The sequence below is a fragment of the Pseudanabaena sp. PCC 6802 genome, from assembly GCF_000332175.1.
In the GTDB taxonomy this organism is placed as follows: Bacteria; Cyanobacteriota; Cyanobacteriia; order Pseudanabaenales; family Pseudanabaenaceae; genus PCC-6802.
Map to the genome: position 1 here is coordinate 107,753 of NZ_KB235914.1, position 18,744 is coordinate 126,496.

The window sequence follows — 18,744 nt, forward strand, 5'->3', positions numbered from 1 at the left end:
CCTGAATCGTTCTTTCATTTGCGGGCACAGCAGCGATCGCAAGCACCGCATCGCAAATTCCTGGCTTCGCGATCGAAGCCAAAAGCCTGCATTAAAAAAGCCCAGCGACAAGTACGGGTGCGGATGTATGCTTGCATTTCTTCTAGGGGCGCTTCATCAAATTCAATCTGGATTTGCTTGTCGCCATGCAGTTCGTAGTCAAACGGGCTGTGCCAGGTCAGCTTTCCCGCACTGTGCAATAAGCCCAAAGCGATCGCGGCATCGGTATGGGTATGCGTCACGGTCTCATAATTGCCGCGATTTGGTAGTTTTGAGATGAGTGATTGGGCGCGACGTTGCAGGTTTTGCTGCTGTTGGACGAAGAAGGATTGGCGATCGCGATCGCTGGCATCCAGCCAGCCCGTCGGCTCGCTCACCAGCATTAATGCCTGCGCTGGTTTGCCGTCCCGTCCTGCCCGTCCCACCTCCTGAATGTATTCTGCCAAAGTCAGTGGCGCTTGATAGTGCAGCACCCAGCGCGTTTTGGGGTTGTTAATCCCTAGCCCAAAGGCGGAGGTGCAAACGATAAATTGATATTTGCCTACGAGCCATTCCTGCTCGATGCGGCGGCGTTCTTCTGTAGGCAGCCCAGCATGGTAGGCGGTGGTATACAAAGATTGACCGTGAAGCGACTGGCTTTGCAGCCAGGTGGCAAGAGCCTCGGTTTCGCGGCGACTGCGCATATAGATAATCCCTGGTTCATCGCGATGAGCTTCGATAAACTTGAGGCACTGGCGTTTGCGTCCGGCGACCGTCCAGGCGATCGCCACGTTTAAGCTCAGATTGGGACGATAGGGACTGGTACGAATAATCTGGGGGTTTTGCAGTTGCAGGCAGGCTTGCAGTTCCTGTTGGGTATGCGGATCGGCAGTGGCGGTAAATGCGGCGACTGCGATATTGCTGCGATCGGGGGATTTCTGCCGGAGTAGCGCGGCGCGAACTGCGCCCAAACGTCGATAGGCAGGGCGAAACGAGTCTCCCCACTGCACCAAACAATGAGCTTCATCCAACATCAATCCAGCGATTTCGATCTCTGGCTCGCACAAACGCTTCCATACGGGCTGGCTCAGTAGAGTTTCTGGCGAAACGTACAGCAAGCGCAATTTGCTCAAGTTTTGTAAAACCTGTCGGCGCTCTGGAGTACTGAGAGTGCTATTGAGCATGGCAACTGGAAGTCCACGCGCCTGTAAATCCTGGACTTGATCCGCCATTAGCGATAGCAGAGGGGAAATCGCAACGGTCAACCCTTCCTGGAGCAGCGCTGGCAACTGGAAGCAAATCGACTTACCGCTACCTGTGGCGAGGATAACCAGGCTATCTCGACGTTGCATCAAAGCCTCAATTACTTCTCTTTGCGGATAGCGAAAATCATCGTATCCCCAAATTCGCTGGAATGCATCCTGGATCGCCTCCCAATTTACCTCTTCCATCTCTACCTGCTACAATTTGTCTATAGCCATCTAAGGAAATAGCGATGACTGCTCTAACCATAGATCTTAGTCCTATTGTGCAACTTACCCGCACTGAGTTTTATAAACTCTGTGCGGCCAACCCCGATCTGAATCTAGAGCGTTCAGTCCAAGGAGAATTAATATTGCCTTGGCAATAAAATAGAATGCAATCTATAGCGCAGCATAAATAATAGATGGATGCTTAAAGTAACTCCTAATGTGGGCAGGCAATCTCTGCAATTTCTGCAGTTGAGATAGCACTCTATGTTTTAATTGACTCAGGTTTCGCGTCAAAGGTTTGGCATGAACTCGCTGTTTAACATCACCATTGAGGTACTCTACTGGATTCAACTGCGGTGAATAGGAAGGTAAATAAAATAACTCGATCTCCTGGGAGTGCTGCTCTAACCATTGCTGGACGGGGCGCTCTCGGTGGACGGGATGACGATCCACGATCCAAAACAGTTTGGCTGAGCGCTTGTCAATCAACCGTTGCAGAAATTCAATAAATACTGGAGCCGTCAAGGTACAGGTGTAAAGCATAAATTGAATCGTACCTTGATGGCTGATGCTAGCAATGAAATTCAACCTTGTCCGTTCGCGTTTACTGGGACGAAGAGACTGATCAGAATTTTGTGTAAGCGGTCTAGAATCACAAAAACCAAGGAGACCGCAACATGTTAAGAGGCAAACAAGCAACTAATCGTACAGATGAACTACTAGACGAGTTGGTGTCAGAGTGCCATAGCCCCGAGGACATTCTAGGAGAATCGGGCTTACTGAAGCAACTGAGTCAACGACTAATCGAGCGAGCGCTCACGGGAGAGCTGAGCCATCACCTCAAATCAAGCACGCCTAAGGGAGAGGAAGCGGTAGAAGACGAAGTTGTGCGACGCAACAGCCGCAATGGCTACTCGCAGAAGACGGTGCAGTCGCAACAGGGCGAAATGGAGTTGTCGATACCGCGAGACCGTAACGGCGAGTTTGACCCCGTGCTGGTACCGAAACACCAAAGGCGAATAGCAGGACTCGATGAGAAAATCCTGGCTATGTATGCACGGGGATTAAGCACCCGAGACATTAGTGCTCAACTCGAAGAACTCTATGGTGCCAAGATCTCCGCCGCACTCATCAGTGAGGTCACTGATGCAGTTAGCGACGAGGTCAAGGCTTGGCAGTGCCGTCCCCTGGAACCTGTATATCCCATCATTTACCTCGATGCCCTCTACGTGAATATCAAGGTGTCGGGTCGGGTGAGCAAGCGAGCGGTCTATGTCGTCTTGGGTATTACGGTTGAGGGCAACAAAGAATTGCTTGGGCTGTGGATTGGGGAGGTGGAATCCGAAGGCGCTAAGTTCTGGCTCAAGGTGCTGACTGACCTCAAAAACCGTGGGGTCAAGGACATTCTGATTGCCTGTTGCGATGGCTTAGTGGGATTCCCCCAGGCGATTGAGGCTGTTTTCCCGCAAACCCAGGTGCAACTATGTATTGTGCATCTGATCCGCAACTGTTTGCGTCATGTGCCCTGGAAAGACGCTAAAGCTGTTGTGGCTGACCTCAAGCCCATTTATCATGCTGCCACTTTGGCAGAAGCCGAAGCTGCGCTTGAGGCTTTTGCCGCCAAGTGGGATCGCCTATACCCCGCGATTAGCCAAATCTGGCTGCGCCATTGGCAGAACATTATCCCCATCTTTGACTATCCCATGGACATCCGCAAAGTCATCTACACTACCAATGCCATTGAATCCCTCAATCGCTCCCTGCGCAAGGTGATTAAAACCAAGGCTGTCTTCCCCGATGAGGAATCTGTCTTCAAGCTCATGTTCTTGGCCATGCATAACATTGCCAAGCGTTGGACTCGCCCCCTTAAAGATTGGAAGGCAGCGTTGTCATATTTTGCTATCCTATTCCCAGGACGTTTAAATTACTGACCTTATTTCTCGCTTACACAAAAATCTGAGCACTCTCGGGACGAATTTCAGGCGGATGTCCCTTGGGGGCGTAGCCTCGCCCCCCATACTCATCAGAACTGAGTCCCGATTCATCTCCCCACTCGATGTCGGCACCTTCTGCTTGCGCTTGGCGCTCAATCGCGGGATATTCTTCCTGTAACCAGCGTTTCACGGCGGCGGGGTCTTGCTCGTAAGCACGTTCGATGGGCTTCTGAGGGCTGTAGCCCCATCGTTGGAGATATTCCCCCACTGTGCGTATCGGCATCTCCACTCCTAATTCTTGCTCGATTAGTGTTTGCACGGCTCGTCTAGTCCACAAGGCGCTCTCGATCTGGTAATCCTCTGGACTATGCCCCTGCAGCATCGCCGCAATGGTTGCTTCCTCTGCCGCACTTAAAGTTCGCCCTTCCCCCACCTCTCGTCCTCGTCTCTGCTGAAACAGGGCTGCTTCTCCATAATCTTGATACGCCCACCACCACTCGCTAATCGTGTTACGATGAATCCCCAGGTACTCACTGATATCACATACTCGTTTCCCTTGCTCTCGCAGTCGGATCGCTTGCTGACGAAGGTAATTTTGCGTCTCTATCGATAGGTGTCGGCCATCGGGTTTATTCATGTCAAACCTCCTTGTGCCTTTACTTCTATTATCCTATGCTTTCTTTTTCATTGCCGAAGCAATAGTTGTGCCACCCGCTGGCGGTGAAACAGGTAGTCAGAACTCAGATATTACAACCGATTTAAATCTTTGGAACCGTCAGGCTAAGATAGGTAAATGCTTCGATTCATCAACGGGCTTTAGCTTGCCGAACGGGGGCGATCGCTCTCTTGATGCGGCATGGATTCCCATTGAGAAATGGCAGGCACTCACATCCAAAGAGCGGCAAGGCTTTTTACCCTTCAGTCCTGATTTCGCGATCGAACTACTCTCTCCTTCAGATTCGTGGAAACTGGGACAACAAAAAATGGAGAAATATATGGAGAATGGTTGTCGGCTGGGCTGGTTAATCGATTCAAAACATCGGCGTGTTGCTATAGCAGTTTTCATCTGAAAACCGCCATACACTCAGGCCAGGCAGGCGGAAAACTGGACATAGATCTATCAATTAGGCTTTCTTTGTCTTCCTATCCTTACATATTTATGACTACCAACTATTGATTGCTGAAGGCGGCAAATTTTAGAAGCACTCTGTAAATATTTCCGCCCTGCTGCAGAGTCCATGCTTCGCGATCGGTAGGGATATGTTCGGGATAGATGTCGCGATCGGCAAACTGCCCCCTACCCGCAAGGTTGACAAATCGCGGATCTGCTTCAAAATGCTTTAGCATCTCCTGTGCCACCATCAGGATATCTGATTGCAGTAGGACTTGTGCCCCAGGCACGAGCAACGCGCTCAAATCCTGGACTAACTGCGGCTGTACTACGCGCCGTTTATGCTGGCGGCGCTTAAACCAGGGATCGGGAAACTGAATCGTTAACTGTTGGATTTTATGGCGCGGTAATAGACCTGCCAGCGAAGTGTTGGCATTGCAAAATATGTAATGCAGGTTGTGCAGATTTAGCGATCGCTGTGCGGCGATCGCGCTATGCACTAATGGTTCGCGAATCTCCAATCCCAACCAATTCCAATCTGGCTTGAGTTGCGCCATCTGCAAAATATACTCACCCCTGCCACAACCGATATCCAGACTGAGGGGTTTTGACCAATCAGCATAGACCGCTTCCCAATCCGGCGGCTGTGTGGCAGATTGATACCTTTGTCCCAGCGGATTGACATGCTCTCTAACCCGTACCCGCTTGATCGGGCCTAGATTTGAGCTTGGTATATTCCCCGCTGGAATTGAAATCGACTGTGAACTCATAAATATATTTGGAACACTTGTTGATGCAGAATTTGAGATCTATATTGGGCTTGTAATTTGGGATGGGCAATATCGCGAGATTTACATCAATGAGGCGGAGACAATTCCTCTGATTGGGATGCGACTATTGCGGGGCTACGATTTGCGGATTCAAACAATTGAGGGTGACATTGTTACAATTAAAGCCTTGGACTAAAGCAAGGGGATGTCCCCCTTTCTTATAAGTTAAAGGCTAGCTGGTATACCAACTAGGTAGAAGCAAAATTGGTGGGTCGTCGCTAGATAGACCAGTGCTAGAATTTTTGAGCAACCTCGGTGCCACTGCATCTATAAGCGAATTTAAAGGTGAAGCTAGTTGTAGATTAGTAGAAGCCCCAGAGAAAAGCTGATCCAGAAACCGCTCGAACGAGCTGGAGCCGCGCTCGATTGGCAAATCGGTACTTTCAGGAAGATTAAATTTCGCTCTAACTTGTTTGCGCAGATCCGCAACTGCATCATCGTAGGTACCGATCGCATCTACCAGACCGTTCTCCTTAGCTTGAGTCCCCGTATAGATGCGCCCATCTGCCAGCTTGCGTACCGCTGCCACATCCATTTTGCGACCTTTGGCCACATCAGCCACAAATTCTTCATAGGTACTTGTTAACAGTCCTTGTAATAATTCCTTTTCTGGGTCGGAAATTGGTCGAAAAGGCGAAAAAATATCTTTATATGGTCCAGTTTTAATAGTTTGTGGCTCTACACCAATCCGGGTGAATAATTCCTTGACATTCAACCCGCTTAGAATTACGCCAATACTGCCAGTGAGCGTACCCGCATTGGCGTAGATCTTATTAGCCGCACTAGCAATGTAATAACCGCCGCTGGTAGCTTGATCCAGCATACTTACCACTACTGGCTTCTTTTCTGTTAATTTCTTAACCGCTTCATACACTTCCTTACTAGCGCCCACCGTACCGCCAGGACTGTTAATCGTCAGTAAAACGCCTTTGATACCGCTTACATCCTCAATCTCCATGAGGCGGTTGCGCACGGCGATCGCGCTATTCAACCCAGTACGCGCGCCTGTAATTGCACCGTCGATACTAATTAATTCCAAGCGATCGCGACCTTTCTCTATACTTTTGAGACTAAATGCCTCGTCTGCCTGACGGCGTTGAATGCCAAAAGCTGTTGCCACAAAGCAAACGGCTACGAGTACTAAAGCGATAATCCGGTTGAGTTGCATAGGACTGAGCTAGAAAATTTAAGCGAGAAAAATACTCCCCTCTAATAAAGCATAGCTTTATTGGAGAGGAGCCAAAAATTAGATAAATTGTGGAATTAGGCTGTAGCTACGAAAGTTTTCTTAAAATCAGCGATCGCTTCTTTCAGGAGTGCTTCAGCTTCATCGCCCAGTTTCTTCTCTGCTTTGATCAACTCGCCATACTTGGGTTTGCTGGTTGACAGGTAGGAACGGAACTCTTTGGTAAACTTAGTTACCTTATCCGCAGGGACATCATCAAGGTGGCCGTTGATCGCTGTATAGATAATTGCGACTTGATCGCTTACGGGTAGAGGCGAATACTGCGGTTGTTTGAGAATTTCGCGCAGGCGCTGACCGCGCTGTAGCTGTGCTTGCGTAGCTTTGTCGAGATCGGAGGCGAATTGGGCAAATGCGGCCAGATCGTCGAACTGAGCCAGTTCTAGCTTGATCTTACCAGCTACCTGTTTCATTGCCTTAACCTGAGCGGCGGAACCTACGCGGGATACGGAAATACCGGGGTTGATTGCAGGACGTACGCCGGAGTTAAACAGGTCAGCCGTGAGGAAGATTTGACCGTCAGTAATCGAAATTACGTTGGTGGGAATGTATGCCGAAACGTCACCAGCCTGGGTTTCGATAATTGGCAGAGCGGTCATAGAGCCACCACCGAGCTTGTCGCTTAACTTAGCGGCGCGCTCCAGGAGACGAGAGTGGAGGTAGAATACATCGCCAGGATAGGCTTCGCGTCCGGGCGGGCGACGGAGTAACAAGGACATTTGGCGATATGCCTGTGCTTGCTTGGACAGGTCGTCGTAAATAATCAGCGTGTGCTTGCCGTTGTACATGAAGTACTCAGCCAGCGCCGCACCGGTGTAGGGAGCGAGATATTGCAAGGTGGCAGGATCGTTGGCGTTGGCGGTAACTACGATCGTGTAGTCCATTGCGCCTCTTTCTTGCAGTACGCCCACAACTTGAGCCACCGTAGAAGCTTTTTGCCCGATCGCCACGTAAACGCAGATGACATCCTCTTCCTTTTGGTTGAGGATAGTATCTACTGCCACAGCGGTCTTACCAGTTTGACGGTCGCCGATAATCAGTTCGCGTTGACCGCGTCCGATCGGCACCATAGCGTCGATGGAAGTGATCCCAGTTTGCAGCGGTTCAAATACTGACTTACGAGCGATAATGCCGGGGGCTGGCGATTCGATCAAGCGAGAATCGTTGGTTTTGATCTCACCTTTACCATCAATTGGTCTTGCCAATGCGTCAACTACACGACCAATGAATGCTTCACCCACTGGGATTTGAGCGATCTTACCCGTGGACTTTACAGAGCTACCTTCGGCGATCTCGCGCCCTGAACCCATCAGCACCACACCCACGTTGTCTTCTTCCAGGTTTAGTGCGATACCAACTGTGCCATCTTCAAACTCTAGCAGCTCGCCAGACATGGCTTTTTCTAGGCCAAAAACGCGGGCAATACCATCACCCACCTGCAATACCGTACCAACGTTAGAGACCTGTAGCTCCTGGTTGTATTGCTCGATCTGCTGCTTGATAATGTTACTTATTTCGTCTGGTCTGATACTAACCATATTGTTATTTCTCTAATTGATAGTTTGGGATAGTTTGGGTAGATGAAAAACCTGGATAATTAACGATTAATAATTACTAAATTATTAATAGCTACTAACAACAAGGTTGCTGGTGAAGCGTCGCAGTTGTCCGCGAATACTGGCATCAACAATTTGAGAGCCAACCTTAACGATCAAACCGCCGATTAATTCGGGATCGACTTTGATTTGCAATTCTACGCCCTGGGCATTGGTCATCTCTCTGACTCTATGACGCAAAGTATTTTGCTGATCGTCGCTCAATGGAACAGCTGATGTCACTTCTGCAAAGGCAATCTGGTTCATCTGGCGCAGTAATGCCTGAAACTTCAAACATACTGGTTCTAAGAAAAGAATGCGACTGCGATCTACTAATAACAGTAGAAAATTTAAAGTCAAGGGATTAACTTGCGAACCAAATACACTGTTAATCGTTGCTTTCTTTGCTTCATCTTTAATCAAAGGCACTGACAAAAAGCGCTTGAGATCGTCCGAGCTTGAAAGTGCAGCTAAAATCAACTCCACATCATTGCCGATATCTCCAACTAAGCCCTGTTCCTTTGCTAAAGACATCAGCGCTTCGGCATAAGGTTCTACTATTGTTTGACTAAGAGAACTTGATTTCACTATTTTGCTCCTAGCAATTCAATACTGCGATTTACCAACTGCTGCTGCACGGAATCGCTGAGACCGCGATCGAAATGAGCTCTGACTCCAGCCAATGCTTTCTCGGCAACTTGCTGTCTGAGTTGAACGATCGCTCTTTCTTGTTCCGTCGCAATCTCGCGTGCGGAGGCTTCTCTCAAGCGCTCGATGTCGGCGGCAACAGTGGCAAGAATCGCATCGCTAGCTACTTTGGCATCTGCCTGCGCGGCGGCTTTAATGCGATCGCATTCCGACCGAGCCTGTGCCAGCTTCTCCTGCTGGTCTGCCAATTGCTCGACCGCCTCGCGCTTGCGTTTTTCAGCGTCAGCGATCGCCGTTTCGATTACCTCAAGACGCTGGGATAAAATCTTACCCACAAAACCGCGACCTGCGTAGACTACCCCGCCTAAAAGAATCAAAATGTTGATCAGGTTAGTCCCAAAGATATCAAAATTGATACCAAATCCAGATGCCTCACCTGCTTCACTTGCAAGTAGGAATAAACCAATACTCATAAGTCAGTCATTTGTCGTTTATCTTTTGTCTTCGTCCGATCGCTGGCACCTAGCTATGCACTAGATCGCCCAGAATCTTCTCCAAAATTTGTCTGCTGAGTGCTTCAACTTGAGCGTTCAAGGAGGCTTCAGCGGCTTGCTTTTGCGCTTCCACTTCCGCTTTGGCACTTGCTAATTGCGCCTGACCTTCCTCCATAGCTCTGGCGATTTGCGCAGCGCGATTCTTAGCTGCCTCATCTGTCGCTGCTAACACCATCGCTTGAGCAGATTTACGAGCTGTAGCTAGCTCTTGCTCGTATTGCTGTGCCAGTGCGGTTGCTTTCTCCAAGCGCTCTTTGGCATCAGAGATATTGTTGCGTACGTAATCGTTGCGATCGTCAATAGCCTTAGTTAAAGGCTTAAAGAAAAACACATTGAGAACGGCAACCAGAATTAAAAATTGCACAACCATTAGCGGCAAAGTTGCGCCGATATCAAACAGCCCACCGCTCTTTTCCGCAGCTTCTACAGCTTCGGTCGCGATCGGCAACGTCCAATGCAATGTCCAGAATGTCATGAGAATCTAAGCCTAGGTAGCGAAAAGTTAGCCCAACTGCTATTTAACAATCCAATTGTGCTATTAGCTGTTAGCCAGTAAGGCTAATAGCCAATAGCTTAAGTAAGAGCCTTAACCTGCAAAAGGATTGGCAAATAGAAGCACTAGAGCTACAACCAGGCCGTAAATGGTCAGAGATTCCATGAACGCAAAGCTTAACAGTAATGCGCCGCGAATTTTGCCTTCAGCTTCTGGCTGACGCGCAATACCTGATACAGCTTGACCTGCCGCAGTTCCTTGACCGATACCAGAACCGATAGCCCCCAAACCAATTGCGAGACCAGCGCCCAAAACTGAAGCAGCAGCGATGATTGGATTCATAATGATTTTCCTTATTTCCTTGAGGTAAGTTTACTTTGACATCTATCGTATGTTTCATGCATTCAGGCACTGCCTGAATCAACTGAGCCCTTAATTAATGTCAGTGCTCATGCTCTTCTCCACCGTGACCTTCCATTGCTTCACCAATGTATGCCGCCGCTAATGTCGAAAAAATCAAAGCCTGGATGGCACTAGTAAATAGTCCCAGAGCCATTACAGGTAGCGGTACAAACAAGGGAATCAATAGAACGAATACCGCAACCACCAACTCATCTGCCAAAATATTGCCAAACAGACGGAAGCTGAGTGAGAGGGGGCGAGTGAAATCTTCTAGAACCCAGATTGGCAAAAGGAATGGCGAACCTTCAATGTACCTACTAAAGTAGCCCAAGCCTCTCCTGCTTAATCCTGCGTAAAAGTACAGCACGGATACCAAAAGAGCCAACCCCACTGTAGTATTCAGGTCAGCAGTAGGTGCCGCCAACTCCCCTTCTGGTAATTTAATTAGCTTCCAAGGAACGAGCGCTCCCAGCCAATTGGAAACGAATATAAATAGAAAGAAAGTACCGATGAAAGGAACCCAATTGCGATATTCCTTCTCACCCATCTGATCTTTGGCAATGCCCTGCACGAATTCCAGCACATATTCCATAAAGTTCTGCAATTTGGCTGGAACGCGTTGGATATTCCGAGTAGCTATAGCAGACGCTATAACCAGCACGGCAATTACAATCCAGGTCATAATCATAACTTGACCGTGGATTGACAGGTTGCCAATTTGCCAATAGAAGTGTTGGCCCACTTCTAAAGTGGCAAAGTCTGTTATTTGAGCGTAAGAAAACAATCGTTCGATCATGATTTATTCAGTTGAAACCTTTTGACAGGCCAAATTCTAGGTAGAACGAGTACGCATTAGATCCTGGAACGTATATACCAAGATTGCGACTTTGTAGGTCATAAATCCTAGGAACACAGGCAGAATATGTAGCTGCTGTGCACGAGCTGCTGCAACGATCGCGACAGAGACCAGGACAAACCGGGAAAACTTAGAGTAAATAAGCTGTTTCCGTTCTTTCCCTACTCGATCAATATCCTTCGCCAGCATTCTTAAGTACACCACACCAACGATCGCACCCAACAAATAATTCAAGGCTAGATTCGATCCGCAAATACCCCATACTGCCAGGCCAATTACCCCAGTCAGCAATAGCGTAATTGCGTATAGCTTGAACTTAAGGTCACCGTACTCATCGACGCGATCGCCTGAGTTATTTAGGTCTGCCTCTGAGCGTTCGATGCTTTTCTTCGCGGGGATAACTTTCACTTGCAGGCTAAACTAACTCGCTGTTGTTTACACAACAAAAATAATTGTTAAAACAAAAATAATTGTTAAGCAAACCGTTGATAAGCATAACACGATGAGTGTCACACTTCTTTTCATATTGGGAACTTTGTGGCAGGCCAAAATTGTGTCAATCTTAAAATTCTCTGATGGGGAACTTTAGTGGCGCGCTCGTACGTCTGCACGTTCGCGATTAAAGCTAGATCTAAAGATTGTGTTAGGTTTAATCCGAAAAGTAATATACTGTCACTAAATTTTTTGCGCTCGACCCAATATGCTCACTTCGGCTGTAAATCCCCGCAATGTTAAGTCACTGCTCGCCTCTGCGATCGTAGTTGGCGCTTTATTCCCTGGTGTTTCAGTAGCTCAGAACCCACAGGCACTCGATACATCACCCAGACCCAACTCCCTCAACAGCAGCGTTTTTAGCCTGCAAGGCGGCGAGCGCTTAATGGCGGAGGCGATGTCGGCTGTGGATAAGCAAAACTATGACTTAGCCGTGACCAAATTGCAGGATGCTCGCCAAGTCTACAATCAGTTATCTAATTTCTATCAAGAGCTAACCACTAGCTTTGCTGGCATCGATAATCGGATTTCTGAAAGTCATCGCCAGAAAGCTTTGCAAGCAGCGCAATTACGAGATAAGTCCACCTATCAGCTTGCAGTTGTCTATCGTGCCAAGAATCAACCCGAGCTAGCCGTACCGCTTTTAGTGCAGCTAATTCGCAGTCAAGCCCCGACCCGCGAGCTTGGCCAGCAAGCCTATCAGCAACTTTACGAACTTGGCTTTGTGGACATGGCTTATCCCAACAGTCCTGCTCCTGCTACTCCCCAGAAATAGCCCATACTTAAGTAGCTGGGAGGATGTGCGATCGCGATCGCCTTAACGCATCAACTTACATTATTTATGTATGCCAGAGCTAAATTCGCGCATCCGAGACTTTTATGATGCCTCTTCAGGTTTGTGGGAGCAGATCTGGGGAGAGCACATGCACCACGGTTATTATGCCCCCGGCGAAACCAGCCAGAAGGATCGCAGGCTGGCTCAAATCGACCTGATCGATCGCCTTTTAGCATGGGCATTACCATCAGACTATACGCCCACATCTATTCTGGATGTGGGCTGCGGTATTGGTGGCAGCGCTTTGTATTTAGCCGATCGCTACGACTTCAGAACCTACGAAGATCGGCAGGTTACCGGGATTACGCTCAGCCCCGTACAGGCAGAGCGAGCCTCAGCTAGAGCTATAGAACTGGGACTGCAATCGCGATCGCAATTTTTAGTAGCCGACGCGATGGCAATGCCTTTTCCCGATCGCAGCTTCGATCTGGTGTGGTCCTTGGAAAGTGGCGAGCACATGCCAGATAAGGCAAAATTTTTACAGGAATGCGATCGCGTTTTGAAACCGGGTGGCAGGCTCATTTTGGCCACCTGGTGTCATCGAGATACCTCTAAACGCGCGCTTAGTAATGACGAACTTCAACATTTACAGCGTATATATAATGTCTACTGCTTGCCCTATGTAATTTCGCTGTCCGAGTATGAAGCGATCGCCCGCCGCATGAATTTTCGACAGATTAAAACCGCAGATTGGTCGGAGGCAGTGTCTCCATTTTGGGATGAGGTAATCGAATCGGCGATCTCGCCCGCAGCTATTTGGGGTGTCTGGCGATCGGGACTCAATACATTGATAGCAGCATTATCTCTGCGCCAAATGGCAAAGGGCTATGCACGGGGTTTAATTAGGTTTGGCATTTTGGCAGCTACTAAATAGCTTGTTATAGCTATAGCCAATAGGCTTAGGACGGGGTGCAGGGGTTCCACCCCTGCGTGGGGGCGCAGCCCCCACACCCCCTGTCCTAACAGATCTGTCTACGGCTATAAAAGTATGCAGGGGATCTGAAGTTTTAGCGATTGCGTAAAATAAAGCATTAAAATACTGAATGCTTTGTTAGCATTCACTAGAATCTACACAGCATCAATGCCTCATAAGGAATGATGGTTGTGCGTAACGTTTAGTCTGGCTTTACCCATAAGGGTTCTGAACCAAAGTTCTGAAATCAAATGCTCGTGTAGTTTGCCCATATCTCAGTAAATTATGCCCAAAATTCTTGTTTCTGACCCAATTGACCAAGTAGGGATTGATATCCTGTCTCAAGTCGCTACTGTCGATGTTAAAACAACGCTTAGTCCCGCAGAAATTATCCAGGTTATTCCGGAATACGATGCGATCATGATTCGCTCGGGGACTAAGTTAACCAAAGAGATCGTTGAAGCTGGCAAAAACCTCAAAATCATCGGTCGTGCTGGCGTTGGGGTAGATAACGTTGATGTTCCAACCGCCACGCGCCAAGGGATCGTTGTAGTTAATTCACCGGAAGGAAATACGATCGCTGCCGCCGAGCACACCCTGGCAATGATGCTTTCTCTGTCTCGGTTTATTCCCGAAGCAAATACCTCGCTCAAGTCTGGCAAGTGGGATCGCAAGAGCTTTACCGGGGTTGAGGTATACAAGAAAACTTTGGGAGTAATTGGCCTGGGTAAAATCGGCTCCCATGTTGCTACCGTAGCGCGGGCTATGGATATGAAACTCCTGGCATACGACCCGTTTTTAACGGCTGAACGGGCTGAAAAGTTGGGAGTTAACTTAGTAGATTTGGAAATATTACTGCGTGAATCCGACTACATTACATTGCATCTACCGAAAACCAAGGAAACCTATCACCTGATCGATGCTGAAAAAATTGCGATTATGAAGCCAGGCGTGCGGATTGTTAACTGTGCCCGTGGAGGCATTATCGACGAAGCCGCGCTCGCAGCAGCGCTCCAGAACGGCCAGATCGCAGGTGCAGCCCTGGATGTATTTGAAAACGAACCTTTAGAGCCAGATTCTCCTCTGCGGCAGATTGGCTCGCAGTTGATTTTAACCCCTCATTTGGGAGCCTCGACAGAAGAAGCACAGGCAAATGTCGCGATCGACGTAGCCGAACAAATCCGGGATGTCCTACTCGGTCTGCCTGCTCGCGCCGCTGTAAATATCCCTGGCTTGGGCCCCGATGTGTGGCAAAAACTGAAGCCATACCTACAGCTAGCAGAAATGTTGGGTAACCTGGTGGGGCAGTTGGCTGGCGGGCGCGTCGATACGCTTGACGTGCGCTTGCAAGGTGAAATTGCCAGCAGCGAAAGTCAACCAATTGTGGTAGCAGCCCTGAAGGGATTGCTCTCCCCTGCTCTGCGCGAACGGGTCAATTTTGTCAATGCGAGTCTGGAAGCTAAAGAGCGCGGTATCCGAGTCACTGAAACCCGCGATGCTACGGTCGAAGACTACACTGGTTCGCTGCACCTGACTGCCAATGGTCTGCAAGGGCAGCAATCGGTCACCGGAGCTTTGCTGGGTAAATCGGAGTTACGCATTACCAACATCAATGGCTTTCCCATTAATGTGGCACCAACCAACTACATGCTACTGACCTTGCATCGGGATATGCCGGGGATCATTGGTGGTATTGGCTCTTTGTTAGGTAATTTCAATGTCAATATTGCCAGCATGCAGGTTGGTCGTCGCATTGTACGCGGTGAAGCTGTAATGGTACTAAATATCGACGATCCTCTGCCTCCTGGTCTTTTGGAAGAGATTATGCGAATTCAGGGCGTAAAAGATGCTTATGTTGTGAATTTGTAAGTGCCGTAGGGGCAATCCCTTGTGTTGCCCTGGGATGATTTTTAGGACAGGCACAGAGGGGCAGGCGCAGAGGCACTGCCCCTACTTTGTAATTGGCCTTGCGGGAATAGGCGCGCTCTCGTTACCTGGCACAACTTTGCTGGTTGGCGTAAGTAGTGGTAAAGCCAGCGTTAATATAGCGATCGCCGCTAAACTCAACGCGAAGGAACGACCAAAGTGAGCGTTTGGTAAGTAATTCTTTTCAACTTTTTGAGGTGACATGGGAGTACCGTCTAATAATTATTTGACCTTAGTCAAGGATTTACTGGAATCTGATACGGAAATATACAAGATTAATTCCCAGAGGAGAATCTAGCTGAAGTGATGTCTAAATGAAGGTATTAATCGCTACAAAGACTTATGCATTTAGTCTTATGTATGGCGAGTTAGGTAATTGCTACTAGCGTTGCAAATCATAAACTTTACAACATGGGGAGTAGGGGGTGAACCCCCGGCCAAATATTTGTTTTGACTTAGGAATGGTAATGACGGATTTTGCGATATTGCTAAGATTTTAACCAGATGATAGTTTAACAGCTTTTGTCTTAACTCGGTGCAGGATGGATCGGATTTGGGGTACTCTCAATACAGTTTCCTCCTTAGCCCCAAGCATATTTCGCTATAATCGCGCTAGCTCGTATCATGAAAATTCTATTGGTAGAAGATGATGAAGCTACAGTCAATTTATTGCAACTAGCCTTTTCCCGGCAACAATACACGATTGATGTTGCCCTAGATGGGAACACGGGTTGGCAGTTTGCCGAAAGTAAGGACTACGATCTGATCCTGCTAGATGTAATGCTGCCCAAGCTAGATGGAATTAGTTTTTGTCGTCGTCTGCGATCGCAGCAAAAATACGTGCCAGTGTTGATGATGACAGCCAGAGATGCTGTCAGCGATCGGGTGCTGGGTTTGGATGCTGGGGCTGACGATTACCTGGTCAAGCCCTTTGAGTTGAGCGAATTAGCTGCTAGAGTGCGATCGCTGCTCAGGCGGGGCAAGGATACAGCCGTATCCAAATTGACATGGGGCGATATTCATATCGATACGGTGCGCGGAGAAGCATATTACCGCGACAGCCCCCTTCAACTATCTCGCAAAGAGTATGCCATTTTAGAACTATTCCTGCGGCACCCCAAACAAATATTTGCCCCACCTAAAATTATCGACTTGCTCTGGTCTCTTGATAGTACCCCTGGCGACGAGACAGTCAAGGCACATATTAAGGGGCTGCGTAGAAAATTAAAAAAATTAGGAGCGCCTCCCGATGCAATTGAAACTGTTTACGCTCAGGGCTATCGCCTCAACCCAGCTTTGTTGGCCGAGACAACTACAACTCAGTCATCCTACGCTAAGCCGAAAGGGGAGAGAAAAACCGATGTCGACCTGCCGGAGTCAGCCGAACAGCGGATGATGGCCAAGGTGGCTCAGATCTGGCAAGCTAATAGGCTCAATAGCGTTGCCTATGTCACGCTGCTAGAGCAGTCCGCAAATTCACTAGCTTTAGGCAACTTTGCCAACGAACAGGTGCAGGAAGCAGCCCAGGTGGCACATAAATTAGCTGGTTCCCTAGGCATGTTTGGGTTTCAAGACGGCTCTGGGTTAGCCAAGCAGATAGAGCAACTATTACAAACGCCTGACTCGCTAGATCGCCAGCAAATCGAGCAAATTAGCAATTTTGTGTCCGAAATACGACATGTAATTGAAACGGCTGCCGTCCCAAATGCACCTTCTCCTCCTCCCCAGGCTCAACCTTTAGAGGAAGAGCAAAGACCTTTATTATTGGTTGTAGATAGCGATCGCGAATTTGCCCAACGACTGGCAGCAGAGGCGGTGGCGCGCGGCTATAGAAGTGAAATCGTATCTACTCCCAATGCAGGGAGGGAGTGGATTGCCCGCGAACCCCCGGTTTGTGTAATTACGGAGCTATGCTTTCCTGGCGAGTCAGAACAGCCCGGGCAGGTCTGGCAATTTTTGAGGGAGTTACAGTCTGCTCCCTTTGACATTCCAACAGTCACGCTGACTGCTAACGATAGTTTTTCCGATCGCTTAGAAGCAGCTAGGTGTGGCAGCCGAATTTTCTTACAAAAAACTTCTGCTCTATCTGCGATCGTAGAGTCGGTAACTCAGTTACTCAATCGCGACTCCAGTAGCACGGTTAGGGTTTTAGCGGTAGATGACGATCCGCAAATATTGGAGCTATTACACAGCCTGCTGGAGCCGCACGGCATTCAGGTAATCTCCCTCAACGATCCATCGCGATTTTGGCCTGTTTTTGAAGAAACAGTGCCAGATATGATAATTCTCGATATCAAAATGTCAGACATCAATGGAATCGAACTCTGTCAAATCATCCGCAGCGACCCCACCTGGCATCTGATGCCGATAATTTTTCTCACTGCCCATACCGACGAACCGACCATCCAAAGTCTGTTTGCCGCTGGTGCCGATGACTGGATCGCTAAGCCCGCCACCACTTCGATGCTGGTGACTCGGATTTTCAATCGTCTAGAACGCATCCATAGATTGCGCTTGCAAGCAGAAGTCGATCCCCTTACAGGTGTATCGAATCGCCGCAAGTCTGGAGAGGAAGTCAAACGCTTGATCGGTCTGGCAAAGCGCTACGAACAGCCATTCTGTCTGGGCGTTCTGGACTTGGATAAGTTGAAGTTGATGAACGAGCGATATGGTAAGAACTGCGGCGATCGCGTACTGCATACCATAGGCAACCTGTTACCCCGCCAGTTTCGCAATGAAGATGTGGTCGCCTGTTGGGGCGGCGGCGAATTTATCGTTGGCATGTACGGCATCACCAAAGCCGATAGCGTAGAGCGTTTAGCAGAAACCCTGGAGAACATCCGCCAAATTGAATTCTGCGATCCTAAAGGTCATAGGTTTAATGTCACGCTCAGTGCTGGTGTAGCCCAGTATCTAGTCGATGGGGCAGATCTCGATATGTTATATAAATCTGCCAGTGGAGCCTTATACCAAGCAAAATCTACCGGACGCGATCGCGTTCTCCCTGTTGGTTGGCAACCACCCCATCCAGAACATCAGTTTACTACTGATGTCGTATTAGTTTCAGATGAAACAATAATTCCCTATCAACTCATCCGCGATCTAGGGAGAAGGGGATTTCACGCCCACTGGCGATCGGACTATCATGGAGCAGTCGATAACCTTTGCGACGCTAGTCTCAGACCCAGGGTAATTATTTTAGGAGCAGCTCCACCGGATCTAAGTCATCTGGAGTTGCTCAAGCGCCTCAAGCGTAAGAAGGTACTGCAACCCATTCGTGTCATCTTACTGAGCGATGATTCTAGCGAAGCTCAACAAGCAATGGGCTTGGGAGCTTTTGACTACGTAGTTCGACCCTGGACAGTCTCTGTTTTATTGCAAAGGCTACGTCGTGCTTTAAAACCTTGAGCGGCTTATCTAAA

General features: G+C 48.6%; 18 protein-coding genes and 2 pseudogenes. 7 read left to right on the forward strand and 13 right to left on the reverse strand.

Going from position 1 to position 18,744, the window contains the following annotated elements; all coding sequences use genetic code 11:
* Positions 1 to 14: 14 nt before the first annotated feature.
* Both PSE6802_RS0105720 and PSE6802_RS27955 read right to left on the reverse strand, forming a co-directional pair.
* The gene (locus PSE6802_RS0105720) at positions 15 to 1,469 is read right to left on the reverse strand and encodes a RecQ family ATP-dependent DNA helicase (protein ID WP_019499090.1); all 1,455 of its coding nucleotides are present in this window, start codon (positions 1,467 to 1,469) and stop codon (positions 15 to 17) included.
* Positions 1,470 to 1,661: 192 nt separating this feature from the next.
* Positions 1,662 to 2,189, reverse strand: a complete 528-nt coding sequence (locus tag PSE6802_RS27955) for a transposase (protein WP_225902633.1) — start codon at positions 2,187 to 2,189, stop codon at positions 1,662 to 1,664.
* Between PSE6802_RS27955 and PSE6802_RS0105735 the strand changes: the two genes are divergently transcribed.
* Positions 2,168 to 3,421, forward strand: a complete 1,254-nt coding sequence (locus tag PSE6802_RS0105735; protein ID WP_019498360.1) for an IS256 family transposase — start codon at positions 2,168 to 2,170, stop codon at positions 3,419 to 3,421. The two genes, PSE6802_RS27955 and PSE6802_RS0105735, sit on opposite strands and share 22 nt — an antisense overlap.
* Before the next feature lie 13 nt (positions 3,422 to 3,434).
* Here the strand turns inward: PSE6802_RS0105735 and PSE6802_RS27960 are convergent, their stop codons facing one another.
* Complete coding sequence (locus PSE6802_RS27960; protein ID WP_019499092.1) at positions 3,435 to 4,061, reverse strand: IS630 family transposase; 627 nt, start codon at positions 4,059 to 4,061, stop codon at positions 3,435 to 3,437.
* 55 nt (positions 4,062 to 4,116) lie between these two features.
* On the opposite strand from PSE6802_RS27960, the pseudogene PSE6802_RS0105745 reads away from it, so the two are divergent.
* A pseudogene (locus PSE6802_RS0105745) lies at positions 4,117 to 4,479 on the forward strand (Uma2 family endonuclease); the annotation flags it as partial.
* Between the two features lie 115 nt (positions 4,480 to 4,594).
* Here PSE6802_RS0105745 and trmB read toward each other — a convergent pair.
* Positions 4,595 to 5,305 (reverse strand): tRNA (guanosine(46)-N7)-methyltransferase TrmB, encoded by a 711-nt coding sequence (trmB, locus tag PSE6802_RS0105750; protein WP_202950691.1) that lies wholly within the window; start codon positions 5,303 to 5,305, stop codon positions 4,595 to 4,597.
* A 31-nt stretch (positions 5,306 to 5,336) separates the two neighbouring features.
* Between trmB and PSE6802_RS35750 the strand changes: the two are divergent.
* A pseudogene (locus tag PSE6802_RS35750) lies at positions 5,337 to 5,501 on the forward strand (clan AA aspartic protease); the annotation flags it as partial.
* A 36-nt stretch (positions 5,502 to 5,537) separates the two neighbouring features.
* On the opposite strand, the gene sppA reads toward PSE6802_RS35750, so the two are convergent.
* From sppA to PSE6802_RS0105795, 8 genes are all read right to left on the reverse strand, one after another.
* Entirely contained in the window at positions 5,538 to 6,533 is a 996-nt protein-coding gene (gene sppA, locus PSE6802_RS0105760) for a signal peptide peptidase SppA (protein ID WP_019499096.1), read from the reverse strand.
* A gap of 95 nt (positions 6,534 to 6,628) precedes the next feature.
* A complete protein-coding gene (gene atpA / locus PSE6802_RS0105765; protein ID WP_019499097.1) occupies positions 6,629 to 8,146 on the reverse strand; it encodes a F0F1 ATP synthase subunit alpha in 1,518 nt (505 codons plus the stop codon).
* 84 nt (positions 8,147 to 8,230) lie between these two features.
* Entirely contained in the window at positions 8,231 to 8,791 is a 561-nt protein-coding gene (atpH, locus tag PSE6802_RS0105770) for an ATP synthase F1 subunit delta (RefSeq protein ID WP_019499098.1), read from the reverse strand.
* The gene (locus PSE6802_RS0105775; RefSeq protein ID WP_019499099.1) at positions 8,791 to 9,324 is read right to left on the reverse strand and encodes a F0F1 ATP synthase subunit B; all 534 of its coding nucleotides are present in this window, start codon (positions 9,322 to 9,324) and stop codon (positions 8,791 to 8,793) included. The genes atpH and PSE6802_RS0105775 overlap by 1 nt, the downstream gene beginning before the upstream one ends.
* Positions 9,325 to 9,373: 49 nt before the next feature.
* A complete protein-coding gene (locus PSE6802_RS0105780; RefSeq protein ID WP_019499100.1) occupies positions 9,374 to 9,880 on the reverse strand; it encodes a F0F1 ATP synthase subunit B' in 507 nt (168 codons plus the stop codon).
* A 111-nt stretch (positions 9,881 to 9,991) separates the two neighbouring features.
* Positions 9,992 to 10,240 carry an ATP synthase F0 subunit C gene (gene atpE / locus PSE6802_RS0105785; protein WP_019499101.1) on the reverse strand — a complete coding sequence of 83 codons (249 nt, stop codon included), beginning with the start codon at positions 10,238 to 10,240 and terminating at the stop codon, positions 9,992 to 9,994.
* Positions 10,241 to 10,340: 100 nt separating this feature from the next.
* Positions 10,341 to 11,096: a F0F1 ATP synthase subunit A gene (gene atpB / locus PSE6802_RS0105790; protein ID WP_019499102.1), complete on the reverse strand. Its 756-nt coding sequence runs from the start codon at positions 11,094 to 11,096 to the stop codon at positions 10,341 to 10,343.
* Positions 11,097 to 11,132: 36 nt separating this feature from the next.
* Positions 11,133 to 11,564: an ATP synthase subunit I gene (locus PSE6802_RS0105795; RefSeq protein WP_019499103.1), complete on the reverse strand. Its 432-nt coding sequence runs from the start codon at positions 11,562 to 11,564 to the stop codon at positions 11,133 to 11,135.
* Positions 11,565 to 11,856: 292 nt separating this feature from the next.
* Here PSE6802_RS0105795 and PSE6802_RS0105800 point away from each other — a divergent pair, with 292 nt between their 5' ends.
* From PSE6802_RS0105800 to serA, 3 genes are all read left to right on the forward strand, one after another.
* Complete coding sequence (locus PSE6802_RS0105800; protein ID WP_019499104.1) at positions 11,857 to 12,423, forward strand: hypothetical protein; 567 nt, start codon at positions 11,857 to 11,859, stop codon at positions 12,421 to 12,423.
* Between the two features lie 70 nt (positions 12,424 to 12,493).
* The gene (locus PSE6802_RS0105805; protein ID WP_019499105.1) at positions 12,494 to 13,357 is read left to right on the forward strand and encodes a methyltransferase domain-containing protein; all 864 of its coding nucleotides are present in this window, start codon (positions 12,494 to 12,496) and stop codon (positions 13,355 to 13,357) included.
* 324 nt (positions 13,358 to 13,681) lie between these two features.
* Positions 13,682 to 15,265 carry a phosphoglycerate dehydrogenase gene (gene serA, locus PSE6802_RS0105810; protein ID WP_019499106.1) on the forward strand — a complete coding sequence of 528 codons (1,584 nt, stop codon included), beginning with the start codon at positions 13,682 to 13,684 and terminating at the stop codon, positions 15,263 to 15,265.
* 81 nt (positions 15,266 to 15,346) lie between these two features.
* Here the strand turns inward: serA and PSE6802_RS33185 are convergent, their stop codons facing one another.
* Positions 15,347 to 15,526: a hypothetical protein gene (locus PSE6802_RS33185; protein ID WP_156815441.1), complete on the reverse strand. Its 180-nt coding sequence runs from the start codon at positions 15,524 to 15,526 to the stop codon at positions 15,347 to 15,349.
* Between the two features lie 420 nt (positions 15,527 to 15,946).
* Here PSE6802_RS33185 and PSE6802_RS27970 point away from each other — a divergent pair, with 420 nt between their 5' ends.
* A complete protein-coding gene (locus PSE6802_RS27970) occupies positions 15,947 to 18,730 on the forward strand; it encodes a response regulator (protein WP_019499108.1) in 2,784 nt (927 codons plus the stop codon).
* Positions 18,731 to 18,744 lie beyond the last annotated feature (14 nt).

Excerpts from the sequence above, each read along its gene's own strand:
- PSE6802_RS0105720 (WP_019499090.1), bottom strand. The coding sequence starts at position 1,469 with ATGGAAGAGGTAAATTGGGAGGCGATCCAGGATGCATTCCAGCGAATT.
- PSE6802_RS0105735 (WP_019498360.1), top strand. The coding sequence starts at position 2,168 with ATGTTAAGAGGCAAACAAGCAACTAATCGTACAGATGAACTACTAGAC.
- PSE6802_RS27960 (WP_019499092.1), bottom strand. The coding sequence starts at position 4,061 with ATGAATAAACCCGATGGCCGACACCTATCGATAGAGACGCAAAATTAC.
- trmB (WP_202950691.1), bottom strand. The coding sequence starts at position 5,305 with ATGAGTTCACAGTCGATTTCAATTCCAGCGGGGAATATACCAAGCTCA.
- sppA (WP_019499096.1), bottom strand. The coding sequence starts at position 6,533 with ATGCAACTCAACCGGATTATCGCTTTAGTACTCGTAGCCGTTTGCTTT.
- atpA (WP_019499097.1), bottom strand. The coding sequence starts at position 8,146 with ATGGTTAGTATCAGACCAGACGAAATAAGTAACATTATCAAGCAGCAG.
- PSE6802_RS0105775 (WP_019499099.1), bottom strand. The coding sequence starts at position 9,324 with ATGAGTATTGGTTTATTCCTACTTGCAAGTGAAGCAGGTGAGGCATCT.
- PSE6802_RS0105780 (WP_019499100.1), bottom strand. The coding sequence starts at position 9,880 with ATGACATTCTGGACATTGCATTGGACGTTGCCGATCGCGACCGAAGCT.
- atpE (WP_019499101.1), bottom strand. The coding sequence starts at position 10,240 with ATGAATCCAATCATCGCTGCTGCTTCAGTTTTGGGCGCTGGTCTCGCA.
- atpB (WP_019499102.1), bottom strand. The coding sequence starts at position 11,096 with ATGATCGAACGATTGTTTTCTTACGCTCAAATAACAGACTTTGCCACT.
- PSE6802_RS0105800 (WP_019499104.1), top strand. The coding sequence starts at position 11,857 with ATGCTCACTTCGGCTGTAAATCCCCGCAATGTTAAGTCACTGCTCGCC.
- PSE6802_RS0105805 (WP_019499105.1), top strand. The coding sequence starts at position 12,494 with ATGCCAGAGCTAAATTCGCGCATCCGAGACTTTTATGATGCCTCTTCA.
- serA (WP_019499106.1), top strand. The coding sequence starts at position 13,682 with ATGCCCAAAATTCTTGTTTCTGACCCAATTGACCAAGTAGGGATTGAT.
- PSE6802_RS33185 (WP_156815441.1), bottom strand. The coding sequence starts at position 15,526 with ATGTCACCTCAAAAAGTTGAAAAGAATTACTTACCAAACGCTCACTTT.
- PSE6802_RS27970 (WP_019499108.1), top strand. The coding sequence starts at position 15,947 with ATGAAAATTCTATTGGTAGAAGATGATGAAGCTACAGTCAATTTATTG.